The sequence below is a fragment of the Bacillus sp. LBA3-1-1.1 genome (assembly GCF_040676495.1).
Lineage (GTDB): Bacteria > Bacillota > Bacilli > Bacillales > Bacillaceae_G > Bacillus_A > Bacillus_A nitratireducens.
On record NZ_JBEGIB010000012.1, the window covers coordinates 236,227 to 253,147 of the forward strand.

General features: G+C 33.4%; 19 protein-coding genes. 13 read left to right on the plus strand and 6 right to left on the minus strand.

From position 1 onward, the window contains the following. Window positions 1-9: 9 nt before the first annotated feature. The gene (locus MRBLBA3_RS12215; RefSeq protein WP_001280295.1) at window positions 10-774 is read left to right on the plus strand and encodes a DUF2087 domain-containing protein; all 765 of its coding nucleotides are present in this window, start codon (window positions 10-12) and stop codon (window positions 772-774) included. Window positions 775-873: 99 nt separating this feature from the next. Next, a complete protein-coding gene (locus MRBLBA3_RS12220; protein WP_212090036.1) occupies window positions 874-2,283 on the plus strand; it encodes an MATE family efflux transporter in 1,410 nt (469 codons plus the stop codon). Window positions 2,284-2,337: 54 nt separating this feature from the next. On the opposite strand, the gene MRBLBA3_RS12225 is transcribed toward MRBLBA3_RS12220, so the two are convergent. Then, window positions 2,338-3,036: a peptidase E gene (locus tag MRBLBA3_RS12225; protein ID WP_000762106.1), complete on the minus strand. Its 699-nt coding sequence runs from the start codon at window positions 3,034-3,036 to the stop codon at window positions 2,338-2,340. A gap of 542 nt (window positions 3,037-3,578) precedes the next feature. Here MRBLBA3_RS12225 and MRBLBA3_RS12230 point away from each other — a divergent pair. From MRBLBA3_RS12230 to MRBLBA3_RS12255, 6 genes are all read left to right on the plus strand, one after another. Then, window positions 3,579-3,977 (plus strand): DUF3942 family protein, encoded by a 399-nt coding sequence (locus MRBLBA3_RS12230; RefSeq protein ID WP_000347523.1) that lies wholly within the window; start codon window positions 3,579-3,581, stop codon window positions 3,975-3,977. Window positions 3,978-4,102: 125 nt separating this feature from the next. Continuing rightward, window positions 4,103-4,519: a BlaI/MecI/CopY family transcriptional regulator gene (locus MRBLBA3_RS12235; RefSeq protein ID WP_000495057.1), complete on the plus strand. Its 417-nt coding sequence runs from the start codon at window positions 4,103-4,105 to the stop codon at window positions 4,517-4,519. A 1-nt stretch (window position 4,520) separates the two neighbouring features. Further along, window positions 4,521-5,333 carry a M56 family metallopeptidase gene (locus MRBLBA3_RS12240; RefSeq protein ID WP_363381437.1) on the plus strand — a complete coding sequence of 271 codons (813 nt, stop codon included), beginning with the start codon at window positions 4,521-4,523 and terminating at the stop codon, window positions 5,331-5,333. Window positions 5,334-5,387: 54 nt separating this feature from the next. Continuing rightward, on the plus strand, window positions 5,388-6,101 hold the full coding sequence (ccdA, locus tag MRBLBA3_RS12245; protein WP_363381439.1) for a cytochrome c-type biogenesis protein CcdA: 714 nt from the start codon (window positions 5,388-5,390) through the stop codon (window positions 6,099-6,101). A gap of 18 nt (window positions 6,102-6,119) precedes the next feature. Further along, window positions 6,120-6,674, plus strand: coding sequence for a TlpA family protein disulfide reductase (locus tag MRBLBA3_RS12250; protein ID WP_000733171.1), 555 nt, complete (start codon window positions 6,120-6,122; stop codon window positions 6,672-6,674). Between the two features lie 17 nt (window positions 6,675-6,691). After that, window positions 6,692-7,372 (plus strand): prolipoprotein diacylglyceryl transferase family protein, encoded by a 681-nt coding sequence (locus MRBLBA3_RS12255; RefSeq protein WP_363381667.1) that lies wholly within the window; start codon window positions 6,692-6,694, stop codon window positions 7,370-7,372. Window positions 7,373-7,428: 56 nt separating this feature from the next. On the opposite strand, the gene MRBLBA3_RS12260 is transcribed toward MRBLBA3_RS12255, so the two are convergent. Continuing rightward, window positions 7,429-7,974: a helix-turn-helix domain-containing protein gene (locus MRBLBA3_RS12260; protein ID WP_000427648.1), complete on the minus strand. Its 546-nt coding sequence runs from the start codon at window positions 7,972-7,974 to the stop codon at window positions 7,429-7,431. A gap of 149 nt (window positions 7,975-8,123) precedes the next feature. Here MRBLBA3_RS12260 and MRBLBA3_RS12265 point away from each other — a divergent pair, with 149 nt between their 5' ends. Together MRBLBA3_RS12265 and MRBLBA3_RS12270 are read left to right on the plus strand one after the other, a co-directional pair. Next, window positions 8,124-9,461 (plus strand): D-serine ammonia-lyase, encoded by a 1,338-nt coding sequence (locus MRBLBA3_RS12265; protein ID WP_363381442.1) that lies wholly within the window; start codon window positions 8,124-8,126, stop codon window positions 9,459-9,461. 153 nt (window positions 9,462-9,614) lie between these two features. Next, window positions 9,615-10,862: a DUF445 domain-containing protein gene (locus MRBLBA3_RS12270; protein WP_363381444.1), complete on the plus strand. Its 1,248-nt coding sequence runs from the start codon at window positions 9,615-9,617 to the stop codon at window positions 10,860-10,862. A 30-nt stretch (window positions 10,863-10,892) separates the two neighbouring features. On the opposite strand, the gene exsE is transcribed toward MRBLBA3_RS12270, so the two are convergent. The 4 genes from exsE to MRBLBA3_RS12290 are packed head-to-tail and all read right to left on the minus strand — an operon-like array spanning window position 10,893 to window position 13,891. Continuing rightward, on the minus strand, window positions 10,893-11,849 hold the full coding sequence (gene exsE / locus MRBLBA3_RS12275; RefSeq protein WP_212090045.1) for an exosporium protein ExsE: 957 nt from the start codon (window positions 11,847-11,849) through the stop codon (window positions 10,893-10,895). Next, window positions 11,846-12,913: a hypothetical protein gene (locus MRBLBA3_RS12280; protein WP_363381446.1), complete on the minus strand. Its 1,068-nt coding sequence runs from the start codon at window positions 12,911-12,913 to the stop codon at window positions 11,846-11,848. The genes exsE and MRBLBA3_RS12280 overlap by 4 nt, the downstream gene beginning before the upstream one ends. Next, complete coding sequence (locus MRBLBA3_RS12285) at window positions 12,906-13,349, minus strand: hypothetical protein (protein WP_000972336.1); 444 nt, start codon at window positions 13,347-13,349, stop codon at window positions 12,906-12,908. Before MRBLBA3_RS12285 ends, MRBLBA3_RS12280 begins: the two co-directional genes overlap by 8 nt. Beyond that, window positions 13,346-13,891: an RNA polymerase sigma factor gene (locus MRBLBA3_RS12290; RefSeq protein WP_306475274.1), complete on the minus strand. Its 546-nt coding sequence runs from the start codon at window positions 13,889-13,891 to the stop codon at window positions 13,346-13,348. The genes MRBLBA3_RS12285 and MRBLBA3_RS12290 overlap by 4 nt, the downstream gene beginning before the upstream one ends. 220 nt (window positions 13,892-14,111) lie before the next feature. Between MRBLBA3_RS12290 and MRBLBA3_RS12295 the strand changes: the two genes are divergently transcribed. From MRBLBA3_RS12295 to MRBLBA3_RS12305, 3 genes are all read left to right on the plus strand, one after another. Continuing rightward, complete coding sequence (locus MRBLBA3_RS12295) at window positions 14,112-14,750, plus strand: response regulator transcription factor (RefSeq protein WP_000694090.1); 639 nt, start codon at window positions 14,112-14,114, stop codon at window positions 14,748-14,750. Between the two features lie 4 nt (window positions 14,751-14,754). Then, window positions 14,755-15,855, plus strand: coding sequence for a sensor histidine kinase (locus MRBLBA3_RS12300; RefSeq protein ID WP_212090050.1), 1,101 nt, complete (start codon window positions 14,755-14,757; stop codon window positions 15,853-15,855). Between the two features lie 125 nt (window positions 15,856-15,980). Further along, window positions 15,981-16,919 carry an ABC transporter ATP-binding protein gene (locus MRBLBA3_RS12305; RefSeq protein ID WP_363381449.1) on the plus strand — a complete coding sequence of 313 codons (939 nt, stop codon included), beginning with the start codon at window positions 15,981-15,983 and terminating at the stop codon, window positions 16,917-16,919. Window positions 16,920-16,921: the final 2 nt, after the last annotated feature.

Consider the following 16,921-nt stretch of genomic DNA (forward strand, 5'->3'; position numbering starts at 1 on the left):
GTGTTTAGTATGAGTGATATTTCAGAGAAGTTTTGGGATGCATCGGTAGAGGAATTAAAGAAAGGGTATGTGTTTGACGAGGTAGCAGAAGAATATATTTGTTTAGCTTGCGGAGAAACGTTTATAAAAGGGGTTATTTATCAAGAAAATCAAGTTTTGTATGAAGCAGAGAAGTTTATACAGTTGCATATTCAAAATGAGCATACATCTATGTTTGAATATTTATTAAATCTTGATAAGAAGTTTACGGGTTTAACTGAGTTGCAAAAGAAGATGGTGCAGTTTTTCCATATGGGACTTAATGATAAAGAGATTGTAAAAGAAATGGATGGCGGGAGTACGTCGACAATTCGCAATCATCGATTTACATTGCGCGAGAAAATGAAGCAAGCGAAAGTATTTTTAGCGTTAATGGAATTGTCAGAAGAAAAATCAAAAGTTCAAACTAAATTTGTACCGATTCATAGAACAGCTACGATGGTGGATGATCGATACAATATTACAGAGGAAGAAAATGCTGAAGTTCTAACAGCACATTTTACAGAAGGTTTGGATGGACCGCTTTCTAAATTTCCGAAAAAGCAAAAGCGTAAATTAATTATATTACGTCATTTAGTGAAGAAATTCGATAGTAACAAAAAGTATACTGAAAAAGAAGTAAATACAGTTTTAGAAAATATATATCCGGATTTTGTAACTTTGAGAAGATATTTAATCGAATATGGTTTTTTAGATAGAACAGCTGATGGAAGCCAATATTGGGTGAAGTTATAATAATACGGAAAAGAAGATGAATAGAAGCACATCGTTATAACAACTATACAAAGAGATAGAAGTTGCAAAACAGATTTTTAATAAAAGGAGAAATGAAATTTGAAACCACCTACAGATAACAATAAAGAAGGTGCGGAGTCACATAAGTTAGAAAGTGAGAGTAAACCGATTTGGAAATCGATGTCCATGTTTTTAGTGCCGTTACTTTTAAGTAATGTATTACAGTCAGTTGGACAGTTATTTGGAATGGTAGTAGTAGGAAGGTGGCTTGGCGTAAATGATCTAGCAGCTATATCGGCATTCTTCCCGTTATTTTTCCTGCTCGTTTCATTTGTAATTGGAATTGGTTCTGGTAGTTCAATTTTAATTGGTCAGGCATTTGGTGCTAAAAATGAAGAGCGCTTAAAAGCTATCGTTGGTACGACGCTTACGTTTACTTTTATTATCGGAGTCGTGTTGGCGATAATAGGAAGTATTTTTGCGATGGATATTATGCGTCTTATGGGAACACCAGAAAATATTATTGAAATAAGTGTGCATTACGCAAGAATTTTATTTATATCTATGCCAATATTATTTTTATATTTTGCATACACAACATTTATGAGAGGTACAGGAGATTCTAAAACGCCATTTTACTTTTTAATCGTAAGTACAGCGCTAAATATGATCTTATTACCAATTCTTATTTTTGGTTGGTTAGGAGCTCCGAAATTAGATGTTTACGGGGCAGCCTATGCTTCAGTTATATCTACAGTTATTACGTTTATTGTCATGCTAGTGTATTTAAAGAAGAAAAATCATCCACTACAATTAGACGGGACAGTAAGAAAATATCTTCGTATGGACTGGGAGTTATTAAAGTTATTGTTACGACTTGGTATTCCAGCGAGTATTAATATGATATTAGTTTCATTATCAGAAATTGCAGTAATTGCATTTGTGAATCGCTATGGATCAGATGCAACAGCGGCGTATGGTGTTGTGAACCAAGTTGCAAGTTATGTACAAATGCCAGCGGTTAGCCTCGGTATTACCGTATCAATTTTTGCAGCGCAATCAATTGGTGCGAACCAATTTGATCGATTGCAGAAAGTTGTTAAGGCCGGAATTATTATGAATTATATCATTGGTGGTGTATTAATATCTCTTATTTACTTGTTCTCAAGAGATATTTTAGCACTATTTTTAACAAGTCAAAATACAATTGACATTGCTCATAGTCTAATCATGATTACATTATGGAGCTACTTAATTTTCGGTCATGCACAAATTATTAGTGCGACAATGCGAGCAAGTGGTACTGTACTATGGCCAACTGTAATCAGTGTTGTATCAATTTGGCTTGTTGAAGTACCTGTGGCGTATTATCTTTCTTACCATACGAGCCTTGGAATAGAAGGGATATGGATTGGGTATCCAGCTGCATTCATCGTCAGCTTAATATTACAGTATGCATATTATAAGCTTTCATGGCAGAAGAAACGAATTACACGATTAGTGAGTTAAAAGATGAAAATGTCCCTAAGTCATTATACTTAGGGACATTTTTTTGATGAATGCTTATAAATAACTTTTTAAAGTTATGTCAAAATGTTGTCTAATGAGTTTTCCATTATTCATATAAAACTCCCAAGCTGTATCTGGCGCACCTATAATTTCAAATGAACCTTCTGTAATATATAAAGCGCAATTATCTTCTAATGCAATGCCCTCTATATTACCTTGGTGAGTTTGTAAAAACGTATGGAAGGCATTCATTCTATTTAATTGATTGTAATGAGGGCAAAATCTTTTGTTAACAATACTCCAGCCACTACTTTCTATATAACCAGAACCTTCATAATCTGAACGTATGCTAGATGTAAACCAGCACATAGCGCCGGCACTATATCCTGCAATAAGTGTTCCACGTTTTAAAGCAAATAGTAACTTTTCATCTAGTTTATGTTCTTTCCATTGTTCAAGCATGTGAACGTAATTTCCACCGCCAAGATAAATGAAATCGGCAGAATAAATCATCTCATCTATTTCATATTTAGTAGGTGTTTCGGTTGAAATGCGTAAAATTTGAACCTCACAATGTAATTGCTTTTCAAATGTTTCTAAAAATAACTTTATATATCCTTCATCATCATGACTAGCTGTTGGAATGAATAATACTTTTGGGTATTGTTTATTTGTTAATTCTATAAGTCGTTCATTAATATGCAAGTGATTTGGATCTTGTAAATCACCGCCACCAATGACAGCTAATTTCATAGTAAAGCACCACCTAATAATATTTGTTATGTAAAAATTCGATAGTGGGGAGTTACATTCCTTCTGTGATTTAATGAATAAGGGGAAATAAAGCAAACAATATATTGAAATAGCATGAGGTATTGATAGCTGTAGGTAGAAAGGAATTAGAAGCAGTTTATCCCGCTATTTGCGGGCAGTAAGACTCCCATCTCAAAATTCGACTGGAGCAAAGCAGTTAGGTGGGAGTCGGGCTGCCCGTAAACGCCCGATTGGTGAAGACTAATAATCAGTGGGGATGAACAAAACCCCCACTGATTAAAGTTTCACTTTATTGATATATAATACTGGATAATATTGTTTCAAAGTATGGAAACAATATGTTTAAATGAATATAATGACGTACTAATGAATATTGAAAGAGTATTTATATTAAAAAGTACGGGGAATACCAGTAGTCTTACAAAAATGTTTTTTCCTTTTTATAGGAATTTATTTCATAATATGGTAAAAATATATTAATATATTTATTAGCGTAAACTGAAAAGAGGGAGCGTGAAAGAGTGGATTTTCGATTTGAGTTCGCAGCGAAGGTGAAAGAATATTTAGATGATGAAAAAGATGAAAAAATAATAAAAGATGGACACAGAGATATAATTTATAAATATTTATATCCGTTAGAGAGTGAAATTGGAATTTTTAAAAATCCTAACTTTACTTTTTTTGCATCAGGAAGACGTTCACATATAGTATTAGAAAATATTGAATTTAAAACAGAAGTAAACGTAGAAAGTAATATAATTGAAATTGCAAAAATAGTGGATAATGTGGTGATTCCATTAGATACTATCGTAGCTAAGGATCGGGAATTATTTGCACTCGGGCGTAATGAGAAATTTAGCGTGCAAATATTAGAATATTATCTTTATGATACATTTGGTGAGAAGTTAGGTTTACAATGAATCGAACGCGGTACAGCTAACTAATTAGTAGAGATTAGGATTCATTTAAGTATCAGTTAATATCATTTATGTTTGACCTTCTATATATTTTATACTACAATCTGTAGTGTGAAAGGAGCCATACGATGTTTACTCAAAACTACAAATTAAATGAGCAAGGGTTAAATCACTTTTTCGGACCGCTTGAAGCGAAAATAATGGAAATTGTTTGGGCTACTCAAGGTATTACCATTAAAGATGTGCAACAGAAATTAAGTGAAGAAACCCCGGTGAATTTTAATACTGTAATGACAGTTATGAACAGATTAGTAGAGAAAGCACATTTAGAAAAGCATATTGTGAAAAGAAGTGGTATGTATCGTACTACACAAACGAAGGAAGAATTTTTATCTAATCAAACGAAGAAAATGACACAGGAATTAATGGGTGAATTTGGAGATCTTGTTGTGAACCATATGATAGATGAGTTAGAACAAGCTGATCCATCTTTAATAAAAAAATTAGAAGAGAAATTAAGTCAGCTAAAAAAAGAGGACCGATAAAATGAAGTGGCAAATGCGTAAAATCGTTTTGTTAGCAGTGACTATTAGTGTGCTTTTTTTAAACATGTTAGTATACTACGTTACATACCCATTTCTTTTTCAAAATAAAGTATTTTTCCTTTCGCAATTTTGTTTATTTGAATTACAAAAACATATGAGGGAACTATCAATACTTCGTATAATGATAGCCGGATTACTGTTATTTACTGTAATCATTATGAGTAAAAGAATTTGGAAGCAATTTTTTTATAGTAAAAAATTGAAAAGAAATCTCGTGTCCATTACTAGAAAAGGAAAGCAAGTGTACGTATTATCAACGTTACAGATTACGGCATTTACAATTGGATTATTTCGACCGAAAATTGTCATTTCAGAAGGAATGTTTCAGGTATTTTCTGAGGAAGAAATTGATGCGATTGTATTACATGAGGAATATCATCAAAAAAATCGAGATCCATTAAAGTTATTTTTCTTTACCTTGTTAGCTGAAGGAATGATGTATATTCCTATATTAAAAGGGATGCTGCAGCGTTATCATGTATATCAAGAGCTATCAGCAGATAAATATGCGATGCAAAAAATGAAATCTTCCTTTGAGCTAGGTAGTGCATTATTAAAATTAATTAAAATAAAGACGATGGAAAATCAATGTATTACAGCGTCGTTTGCGAAAACCGCAATTAATTTAAGAATTGAGCAAGTGTTGAATGAAAAAGTTGTTAAGCTGAATATGCCATTACATACAAATTCAGTATATGTAACGTTAGGGCTATTTTGTATGTCGATTGTACTTATTGTCGGAGAGTGCATATAGCCTCTTTTTTTAATAATTAACACTACACATTGTAGTGTATTTAGGAGGGATAAAATGAATGCGGCGGATTTAACAATTTGGCTAGTAGTAGGGGCTGGGATACTTTCATTTATATCACCATGTTCTTTACCGCTATATCCATCTTATTTATCATATATTACAGGTGTGTCTATTCAAGATTTAAAAGAAAATCGTGGAATTATGCAAAAGTCAGCGATTATACATACAGTATTTTTTATGATTGGTTTCTCGGTTATTTTTTATGCGTTAGGTTTATCGGTAAGCTGGATTGGGGTTACTTTTTCATCTAATCAAAGGCTGATTCAGCAAATTGGTGGGATATTTATTATTTTGATGGGGCTATTTATGACTGGATTGATTCAGCCTAAGTGGCTTATGGCAGAGAAAAAAGTACAATATAGAAGTAAATCGACAGGGTATATTCGCTCAATTTTGGTCGGCATGACATATGCAGCAGGATGGACACCGTGTGTTGGACCGATATTTTCTGCAGTGCTTATGCTCGGTGCGACCAATCCTGAAAGTGCGCTTCTGTATATTACAGCGTACACACTTGGATTTGCAGTTCCGTTTTTCGTGATGGCATTTTTTATCGGAAAGGTAAAATGGATTGTTACATATGCCAATGTCATGATGAAAATTGGCGGTGGAATGATGATACTAACAGGGGTTTTATTATATACAAATCAAATGACGAAAATTACAGCATTTTTTATTCGTATATTTGGTGGATTTACAGGATTTTAGAAATGAGGAGGAAGAAAAGTGAAGAAACTAATTGCTATTATACTGGCCGGGGCACTAATTTGGACAGGGGTTAACTTTTATAATACAAAGAAAGAAGAAAAAGAAAGAAAAGCGAAACAAGCGGAGTTACAAGAGAAAGAAGTATTACCACAAGTAGGATTTAAAGCACCAAACATAACATTAAAAGGATTAGATGGGAAGTTGTATTCATTAAATGATGCAAAGGGAAAACCATATGTTATTAATTTTTGGGCATCGTGGTGTGGTCCATGTGAAATGGAGGCTCCTGATTTAGTTCGTTTGTATGATAAATATAAAAAGGATGTTGAAATCTTTGCGGTAAATGCAACAATCGGGGATCCAGTACAAGAAGCGAGTGCATTTGCAGATCGCCACGGATTTACATTTCCAGTTCTATTAGATATGGACGGAGTAGCTGGATTAGATTATAAAGTATTCTCTTTACCAACGACATTTTTTGTTAATAAAGATGGAATTATAGTAGATCAAGCACGAGGTGTATTACCTCCAGATCAATTAGAAAAGAAGTTTAAGAAATTAATTGAGAATTAAGAGGGGATTTCATAGTGATGGAGTGGATGGTGAGGTTACAACCAGTTTCTCTTATAATAGGAAGTCTATTTGGATTTACTCTAATGAAACTAAGGATGAAAAAGCAAAATATTCAATATGAAAAAATGATGGATGCAGTAACGAATGGTTTTCTCATCATTGTATTAGTATGGAAATTCGCACCGGCAATTTTAAATCCGGTATGGGCCATTGGGGCGCCAATGCAAGCATTATTAGCTGTAGGAAGTATTCAGCATATTATAGTAGGTCTTATTATGGCTAGTATTTATATGGTTTGGAAAAGTAAAAAAGAGCAATTTTCTCTTCGGATTTTACTTGATACATTGCCTTTTGGATTGTGCGTGAGTATTATCTTTTATTTTCTATTCCATCAAGAAGTAGGTGCACAAACGACACTGCCGTGGGGGATGAAAATATATGAATCAAAATTTTTGTATCATCCTATTTTCATGTATGAGATTATACTCGCACTCTGTATAATTGGCTCGTTATGGATTGAAAATGAAAGATTAGGAAAGGGAAAGAATATAAGCTTTTTTCTAATTTGCGAGGGAATTGCTCATATCATTATTTCACTTATTAGTGAACAAAATTCAGTTCTATTTGGTCTTTCAATACAGCAAATACTCAGTTTTTGTGTTATTAGTTTAGGGATCTTGTTCGTACCAAAAAAATAAAAGTAGCCATGCACGGAGAGCATCTATGCATGGCTATTTCTGTATCATTATATGAATTAAAAAATCGGTGGAGTAACAGAAAATAAAACAATCGCATTTTTCTCGAATTGATTTACCCATTTATGTTTTAAATAAGCTGGTATTTTTACGCTATCACCAGTTTCTAATGTGTATTCTTCTTCATTTAAGTGCAATGTGATTTTTCCATCTAATACAAATGCTAATTCTTCTCCTTTATGTTCTAGAACATTTTCTGATGAAGCAGTATTCGGTGGGATAGTCATAATTGCTGTTGCTAAATTTCCTGTGAAATCAGGTGATAACAATTCATATGATAAATTATCGATAATCATTTTTTTTCTTTTATGAGAGCGCACGATTAAATCATCTGTATTTGTTTCTTCAAGTAAAAAACTAAATGTTGGAACATCAAGAGCTTTTGCGAGTACCTTTAACGTTTGAATGGAAGGGTTAGCAGAACCACGTTCAATTTGACTAAGCATGGATGGTGTGATTTCGGCCATCTTTGCTAATTCTTTACTAGTTAATCCTTTCTCTTTTCTTTGTTTTTCAATTTTTTTACCGATATCTATATTCTCCATAATAAATGCTCCTTAATAATTATTAAATTATATTTAAATAAATTAAATTAAAATTAACTAAAATGAATTATTTATGTTAAACTATATTAAAATTAATTTAATTATAATTTATTATATGGCTAGCTACAAGGATATGAGGAGGAAGAGGAATGAAGGAGATAGAGGCATTAAAAGAGCAATATCCACTAGTAAATAACTTAATCGCAACAGAAGAAGTATTTTGGATAAACCCGAATATGGAAAAGTATGAAACAGCAATAAAAAATTCGCCACTTAATGAAGAGCATGTAAAAGACGCGGAAGAGAGATTAAAGCGTTTTGCACCATATATTGCGAAAGTATTTCCTGAAACGAAAGAAACGGGCGGTATTATAGAATCACCTTTAGTGAAAATCTCTTCTATGAAACAATCTTTAGAGAAAAATTATGGGCAACCTATTTTAGGGGAATTACTATTAAAATGTGATAGCGGGCTTCCGATATCAGGATCAATTAAAGCTAGAGGCGGCATTTATGAAGTGTTGAAATATGCAGAGCAACTGGCACTTCAGCATGGAATGTTAACAGAGGAAGACGATTATTCAATTTTAGATAGTGATAGATTTAGAGGTTTTTTTGCGAAGTATTCAATTGCAGTAGGTTCTACTGGAAATTTAGGGCTTAGCATTGGGATTATGAGTGCGAAATTAGGTTTTAATGTGACGGTCCATATGTCAGCAGACGCAAAAGAATGGAAAAAAGATTTATTAAGAAGTAAAGGTGTAAACGTTATTGAATATGAAGCTGATTATAGTAAAGCAGTAGAAGAGGGAAGACTGCAAGCAGATGCAGATCCTAGCTGTTATTTTGTTGATGATGAAAACTCACATGATTTATTTTTAGGATACGCAGTAGCAGCGTCACGTTTACAAAAACAATTAGAAGAGTTAGAGATTGTAGTAGATGAAGAGCACCCTTTATTCGTTTATCTTCCGTGCGGAGTAGGGGGCGGACCTGGCGGAGTAGCATTTGGTTTAAAGTTATTGTATAAAGACAACGTACACTGTTTCTTTGCGGAGCCTACGCACTCTCCATGTATGTTACTCGGTTTAATGACAGGGCTTCACGATAAAATTGCCGTTCAAGATATCGGGATTGACAATGTAACTGATGCGGATGGGCTTGCAGTAGGAAGACCATCTGGATTTGTCGGTAAAACGATGGAACCATTTTTGAGTGGAAATTACACAGTAAGTGATGAAGCGTTATATAGATTATTAAAAGAACTGGCTGATACTGAAAATATTTATTTAGAGCCTTCTGCGTTAGCGGGTATGATAGGGCCGTTGAATGTATGCAAAACTGAAAATGAATATTTACAAAAACAACAGTTAACAGAGAAGATGAAGGATGGTACTCATATTGTGTGGGGCACTGGTGGAAGTATGGTTCCAAAAGACGTGATGAATGGGTATTATAAAACAGGTGTGGAATTAACGTATAAATAAAAATGAGGCTATTTACAGCCTCATTTTTTTCATGTACATAAAATTCTTTGTTATTTTCGCACTAGTTCTTTATAGTATAGATATAAAGGATTGCTAATATCGAATGAAAATAACAAAAAGCTTTATTTTACATAATAAGAGGATGTGTATACGATGTCATTACAGACTAAATATATAGCGGGTATTTCGCTTGGGGTTATGGGCGTAGGTTTTGCGGCTTCCATCCCTTTTCAAGGAACGGTAGCTGGGGAGATTATTCAAGGGGGATTTGAAGCTGGGTTAGTTGGTGGACTTGCGGATTGGTTTGCGGTTACAGCTTTATTCCGTCATCCGTTGGGAATTCCAATTCCACATACAGCATTATTACCTAAAAATCGGAAACGGGTAACAAAGGGTCTCGTTTCTACGTTAGAAAACGAATGGCTAACGAAAGAAAGTATTACAAGTAAATTAAAAGAAATGCAGCTAGCGCAAATGGTACTGCAAATTGCTGAGAAAGAGTTACAGTCTGATGCTGTGAAAAAAGGGATTGTAACAATTGCTGAGAAAGCGATTCTTCAAATAGATACGGAAAAATTGGCAGTTATTATTGAAAAAGAATTAAAAACATATTTGCATACAATTAACACAAGTAACATATTACAAGTTCTTGTGGATCAATTAGTAGTGCAAGAATATGATGAAAAAACACTTGATTACATATTAGTAAAAGTGAAAGATTGGACAGCTCAAGATGAAGCGCGTTATCAGCTCGGAAGCTTAGGCATGAAGGCGATGGAAAACATAAAAGTAGATGGATTCCTACAGTTTACTTTGAAATCTTTTATGAATATTGTTGATGAAGATAAAATTGGCGGCATTTTGCAGAAGTTTATTATTAGCAATATTAACAGCTTGCAAGATGCTGATAATAGCACAAGACAACTTATATTAGCGAAGATTCGTCAAGAAATTATAAATGTAAAAGAAAATGAATCTTTATTACAGGAATTAGAGAAGTGGAAAGAAAAATGGATTGCAAATTGGGATGCTACTGAAAAAATAAAAGAGATGCTAGAGCAAGTACAACAAAGGGCAGTTACCTTTGTGAAGAATGAAGAATTTGCTGATAAATATGTTGTTCCATTCTTACAAACACAAATGAATAAAATAAAAGAAGACGAACTGACTGTTCAAAAAATAGAAGATTGGTTACAAAAACAAGTTGTTACTATTGTTGAAAAGAATCATTCGAAAATTGGAAAGCTTGTGCAAGAAAACCTTGATAAGTTAGATGATAAAACATTAATCGAAATGATTGAAAATAATGTCGGTAAAGATTTGCAGTGGATTCGTGTAAACGGGGCTGTTTGTGGTTTTATGATTGGATTAGTTTTAGAAGGAATAAAAGCGATTATATAAGAAAAACCTTCCACAATTGTGGAAGGTTTCTTATTTTTCGATGACACTCATATTTATATTATAAGCTTTCTCAATATTTAATTTGTACGTCCCATTTCCTGTTTTTATCGAGTTTTTATACCAATGTTCTTGCTCGTTTAATTCTGGATTTTCTTCTGAAGAATTATTTTCTTTTTTCGTTAAATCTTCTACTTGTTCCCAAGGTGTGTTTCCATGAGTTTCTTTTTTGTTTGTTACGGCGATTAAAGATACATCACTTTCTTTTGCTAAATGAACAGATACATTCGAACTTTCTTGTACAAACCAATTATTTTGTAATTGGCCTGGATAAAGGGATAGTTCGTTATTTGAAGCACGAACTTCTACATTTTTATTTTGCGGAAGAACGAGTGTTGGTTTTACCTGTGGTGCTGAGTTAAATAACGTATGCTGAACCGGTAATGATTTTAACGTTATATACATCGTTTCTCCAGCCGTTTGAACTGAAAGGAAATCATCTCTTTTTAAATTAGGTTTTTCATTTGCTTTTGTCGTCATTTCATATGTTCCAAAAAGATGAATTTGATTTGTATTATCACCCTCTATCGTTAGAGGGTGATGCCCCGCATCCACTACGATTTTTTTGATAGATTCAGGTATATCAAGTTGTCCGTCTGGAATATTACTCGTTTGTCTAGTTGTGTTAATAGAATGACGAACTTCTTCTAGCAATCCAGTTGATAATAAGCAGTAAAAAGCAATTCCAACACTTCCTAAAACTCCGATAAAGAAAATACTAAAAATATCATATTTAATAAATGAATGTTCCTTCTTAGAAAATAGAAGGTATAGTAAAATTTCAGCGCCAAGTATGATAAGTAAAACAGGCCACCAGGCTGTTAATGTATCTAATGCTTGAACTCCTTTTACGACTGAAAATAGTAAAAAGCAACCTAATGTAATAATGGAGAGCCCCATTGAGAATGTTCCAACGCGCCATGTTCTCATTCGTTTGTACCACCTTTGTTTTCTTTATTTCCAAGTAACAATTTAAAGCCGCCACCAATTAAAAGGAGAGCAACGATAGATGTTTGGAAATAGCGATAATATAGTTCGCTAAGATGAATATTAAATATAGTTGCAAAATAGTCATTCAAAATAGGAAGGACTGTTTGATCTAATAAATAATAACCACCGAGTGTAATTAACCCAATACCGATCCATCTTTGATGATTGATAAAATAGTCAATGATAGGTTCGTCATTTACACGTTCTTTTCCGTATTTTGCAGTTTGTTGTAACGCATCAAAAAAGCTATAGAACCAAATGATTGGTACTAAAAATAAAAACGCAGAAAGTCTTAATAAGTCGAGCAAATAAATAGATAGTAAAAAGGCTGCCATAAGCTGAAGACCACGGCGCTGTAAGCCTAAATACATATGTCCTGCTCCAGGAAACATTGCTAAAATGGAAGCGAATGTTTTATTTTTCTTTCCTTGTTCTCGGTGCTCTTCAAACTCTTCGAAAATAGTACGGTCATCTAGTTGCTCTCCGCGTTCTTTTTTCTGTAGTTGTTGAACAACATCAAAGAAGTTATAAATCCATAAAACAGGTAGCGTAATAAGGAAGATAAGGAAACTTTCTTGAGATGTTAAGAGTGCAACGAATATAATCATACTTCCTATTCCTGTACAAGCTACTAAAAATGTAAGTCCTCGCTGCATAAGTCCTAATTGGAAATGGCCAAGTCCAGGGATAATTGATAGGAGAATGATATAAAATCGTTCGCTCTCTTTAACGGATTCTCGATTTTCTCCAGTTTGCTGTTTCTGTGATTGCTTCATTATTGTAATGATTAAGTCTATTATATTTATCACCCATAATACTGCTAATAAAAATAAAGGGAGAAAAATAATTTGGTGATTTCCAAGAACGGTAAACCCTACTGTTGCAATAAATAGTAATAAAGATCCACCACTATATAAAATAAACCGTCCGAATCTCTTTAAATATAAATGTCCAAGCCCAGGAATTAGCCCTAATACAAGTGCTAAAAAGGGATTTTTATTCATGCTTTAAACCTCCGTCCTTTTTCGATGTGTCTACTGCTTTGTTTACAAGTTGCTGTGAGATAGAAGTCTCATTATGTTTCGAAGATTTTTCGAAATTAGATGTCGCTGTGAAAATATATTGGAATAAACCACTTACCATAAAAATGATTGTAGCCGCAGTTGCAATTATGTAGTGAATAATCGTGCGCTTTAGTGAGTTTGTTTTTATATTTTCATTAGATTGTAGTGTTTCAAAATTAATTTGCGTCATAACTTCGTTCGTAAATGAATCATCATTTATCATTGGAAGGTTTTCATGTTGTTCATCAATACTTTCCATATAAAGTGCTAAACAATGATCACATTCATAAAGGTGTTCTTCCATAGATTCACGTTCATTGCTTGCTATAAAATCTAAAGTATAATTGCGCCAATCTTCTTTTGAATAATGCATCATAGAAACTCTTCCTCCTTCCAATGTTTTTTAATCCATTTTCTTGCCCGATACAGTTTCATTTCGACTGTTTTCACTTCGATATTTTCCTGAAAAGCAATTTCTTGATAACTTTTTTCCTCTAAATAATGTGCGAGAACGACATCACGGTAATTTTCCGGAAGTTCTCTTAGTTTTTGAGCAATCAATAATTTTTGTTCTTTCGTCAATAGTAAAGCTTCAATGTTATGAGAGGATTTTATATTTTCCTCAGTTTCTTTACATAAGGAGAGTTCTTCGTGTTCTCTAGCTTTCTTCCTTTTATAATCAATAGCGTGATTGGTGGCAATACGTGCCATCCACGTTTTTAATCCGCGAAATTGATAATTAGGGAGAGAGCTGTGAATTTTTACGAATACTTCTTGTGTAACATCTTTAGCATCTTCTTCATGTCTTAAAATAGAAAAGATAACTTGAAAAATATAATGACGATATGTTTGTACAAGGATACGAAAAGCATGCTCGCTTCCTTGCTGTGCTTTTTCAATTAATTGTTTTTCCTCAATCGCTTTCTCCCTCCTTTTTGACGCATTCTATTATATAGACGTAAGAAACGATAAGTCACCCTACACATGTTGTAAAAAAAGAATAATATATTTTTAGGAAGGAGGCTATATGAAAAAAGGTGTGAAAAAATGGTAAAGAGAAGTATATAATGAGCAAAGAGGAAATGCTACATGGAGAAAGGATGTGAATGTTAGTAGGATAAGGTCCATACTAACAAACATGAAAATTAAAATATTAATAGCCGATGATAATTCTTTTATTAGAGAAGGTATGAAAATTATTTTAAATACATATGAAGAGTTCGAAGTATTAGATACCGTAAATGATGGAAAAGAAGCTGTAGCGTATTGTAAAAAGTATGAAGTTGATATTGCGCTTTTAGATGTTCGTATGCCAAACATGAACGGGGTAGAGGCGACGAAAATAATTTGTGAAGAGACGAAAACGAAGCCTCTCATTTTAACGACGTTTGATGATGATGAATATATTTTGGATGCAGTAAAAAACGGGGCGAAAGGTTATTTGTTAAAAAATAACGATCCAGAGCGTATCCGCGATGCAATAAAAGGAGTATATAACGGTCAAACTGTTATGCAAGATGTAGTACTTGATAAAATTAAGTCTAATTTAATGGAAAGTAAAGAGGAAGAATCTAAAATTGATAAGAGCCTTTTCACAGAAAGAGAGCTTAGTATTATCGCATTAATTGCGAAAGGTTTCTCAAATAAAGAAATTTCGAAGCAACTTTTCATATCTGAAGGAACGATTGCAAATTATATTACATCAGTTTTAGGGAAAACTGGACTAGAACATCGCACACAAATTGCGATTTATTACTTAACAGGGAAAGTAGATTAATGTTATGGAATTTTGGTTAACTGTAAGTAAATTAATTGTCTTTATATATATTGTGTTTAGTTACATTTATTTAAATGTCGCGAACTTACCATGGATTATACTTACTTTGCTTTTATATCTTTCTGTAAACGTGCTGATCTCCATATTTAAAAAAGATACGTACAAAAACATATTAACTTGTGTGTCAATTGGCGTAGTTATGTTATTTACATGGAAGGTTCATCCGTTTTTTATTTTGTTTTTACCATTGAACTTATATGAAATTATATTTCATTATATAGAGAAGAAATGGCAGCTTTTTATCATTATGATGATTCCTATTATCTTTACAGAAGAAAGTATTCGAATGACATATGGATTAATTGTTGCATTTTCTTTCATCGTATTAACTATGGCAGAACGGTATATATCGCGTGTATTAAAGCTTGAATCACAAAATGATAAGATGCGAAAAGATATGCAGCGACTGACGAAAAGCCTAAATGAAAATAAAGAGTACATAAGGCAATCGGAGTACACATTTAAGTTAGAAGAGAGAAATCGGTTATCACAAGAAATTCATGATAAAATCGGTCACTCGATGACAGGTGCGCTAATTCAAATGGAAGCAGCAAAGAGGTTAATGGGGATAGATAAAGAAAAATCTGCCGAGTTATTACAAAATGCAATTCATATTTCGAAAGATGGAATTGAAAGTATTCGGGTTACATTAAAAAATATGAAGCCACCAACAGAGCAAATTGGTATTCATCGTATGAAATTATTCATAGAGGAATTTGCCGGTAAGCATGATATAAATATTCCTTTCGTATATAAAGGGAATTTGGATATGATTTCTCCAATTCAGTGGAAGATTATCGGTGAAAATATTACGGAGGCACTAACGAACGCGATGAAATATGCTGATGCGACAGTCATTTCAATCGATATTCATGTACTTAATAAGATGGTGAAAGTGCAAGTGAAGGATAACGGAAAAGGTGCAACTCTCGTTAAGAAAGGCCTCGGTATTATGGGGATGGAGGAGCGAACAGCGTCTATAAACGGTAAAATCATTGTAGATGGAACAAGTGGTTTTTCAGTAACGATGTTGTTGCCGATATGAGGGATGAATCATCTCATATGAAAAAAGTGAATATTCTCATGTGAAAAGAGTGAACTTCTGCACTGAGCAGGTTCATTTTTTTTGTTTATAATGAATAGCAGAGAAACTGAAATAGGGGTGAAATGATGAATACATTAGAAATTAAAAATTTAACGAAAAAATTTGGTGATTTCATCGCGGTAGATAATATGTCTTTATCTATTAAAGAAGGAGAGATATTTGGCTTTTTAGGATCAAATGGTGCTGGTAAGAGTACAACGATAAATATGATTGCTGGGTTGTTAAGAAGTAATGAAGGTGAAATTAGCATACTAGGAAAAAATATAAAGAAACATAATCGATTTGCCAAAATGAACATCGGTATCGTTCCGCAAGATATTGCGATTTATGAAGAGTTAACTGCCTATGAAAATGTGAAATTCTTTGCTGGATTGTACGGGTTAAGAGGAGCTGAGCTAAAAGCGAGAGTAGAGGAAGCACTTCAATTTGTAGGGCTTAGTGATAAGCAGAAAAGTTACCCGAAAAACTTTTCTGGCGGGATGAAACGAAGACTGAATATCGCTTGTGCAATCGCTCATAGACCGAAGTTAATTATTATGGATGAGCCGACAGTTGGAATTGATCCACAGTCAAGAAACTATATTCTCCAGTCTGTTCGAAAATTAAATGAAATGGGAAGTACCATTATTTACACGAGCCACTACATGGAAGAAGTAGAAGAGATTTGTACAAAAATAGCAATTGTAGATCACGGTAAAGTAATTGCAGAAGGCACGAAAGAACAGTTAAAAGCGATTATTACCGATACGAAAGATATTTGGGTTGAGGTGAAATCAGTAGAAAATTTAGATGTAGAAAAATTAAAAGAGATAAACGGTGTGAAAGCTGTTCAAATTGAAGAGAACGTAATTAAAGTAAACTCGGATGCAGGAGTAAATAATTTAAATAAAATTATTCAGCATTTCATTAATCATGACATTGAAATTCGTTCGTTAGAGGAGCAGGCCCCGAACTTAGAAACAGTATTCCTTACGTTGACTGGAAGAAACTTACGAGATAAATAAAA

Coding starts and splice junctions, on each gene's coding strand:
- MRBLBA3_RS12215 (WP_001280295.1), top strand. CDS start 10: ATGAGTGATATTTCAGAGAAGTTTTGGGATGCATCGGTAGAGGAATTA.
- MRBLBA3_RS12225 (WP_000762106.1), bottom strand. CDS start 3,036: ATGAAATTAGCTGTCATTGGTGGCGGTGATTTACAAGATCCAAATCAC.
- MRBLBA3_RS12235 (WP_000495057.1), top strand. CDS start 4,103: ATGTTTACTCAAAACTACAAATTAAATGAGCAAGGGTTAAATCACTTT.
- MRBLBA3_RS12240 (WP_363381437.1), top strand. CDS start 4,521: ATGAAGTGGCAAATGCGTAAAATCGTTTTGTTAGCAGTGACTATTAGT.
- ccdA (WP_363381439.1), top strand. CDS start 5,388: ATGAATGCGGCGGATTTAACAATTTGGCTAGTAGTAGGGGCTGGGATA.
- MRBLBA3_RS12255 (WP_363381667.1), top strand. CDS start 6,692: ATGGAGTGGATGGTGAGGTTACAACCAGTTTCTCTTATAATAGGAAGT.
- MRBLBA3_RS12260 (WP_000427648.1), bottom strand. CDS start 7,974: ATGGAGAATATAGATATCGGTAAAAAAATTGAAAAACAAAGAAAAGAG.
- MRBLBA3_RS12265 (WP_363381442.1), top strand. CDS start 8,124: ATGAAGGAGATAGAGGCATTAAAAGAGCAATATCCACTAGTAAATAAC.
- MRBLBA3_RS12270 (WP_363381444.1), top strand. CDS start 9,615: ATGTCATTACAGACTAAATATATAGCGGGTATTTCGCTTGGGGTTATG.
- exsE (WP_212090045.1), bottom strand. CDS start 11,849: ATGAGAACATGGCGCGTTGGAACATTCTCAATGGGGCTCTCCATTATT.
- MRBLBA3_RS12280 (WP_363381446.1), bottom strand. CDS start 12,913: ATGAATAAAAATCCCTTTTTAGCACTTGTATTAGGGCTAATTCCTGGG.
- MRBLBA3_RS12285 (WP_000972336.1), bottom strand. CDS start 13,349: ATGATGCATTATTCAAAAGAAGATTGGCGCAATTATACTTTAGATTTT.
- MRBLBA3_RS12295 (WP_000694090.1), top strand. CDS start 14,112: ATGAAAATTAAAATATTAATAGCCGATGATAATTCTTTTATTAGAGAA.
- MRBLBA3_RS12300 (WP_212090050.1), top strand. CDS start 14,755: ATGGAATTTTGGTTAACTGTAAGTAAATTAATTGTCTTTATATATATT.
- MRBLBA3_RS12305 (WP_363381449.1), top strand. CDS start 15,981: ATGAATACATTAGAAATTAAAAATTTAACGAAAAAATTTGGTGATTTC.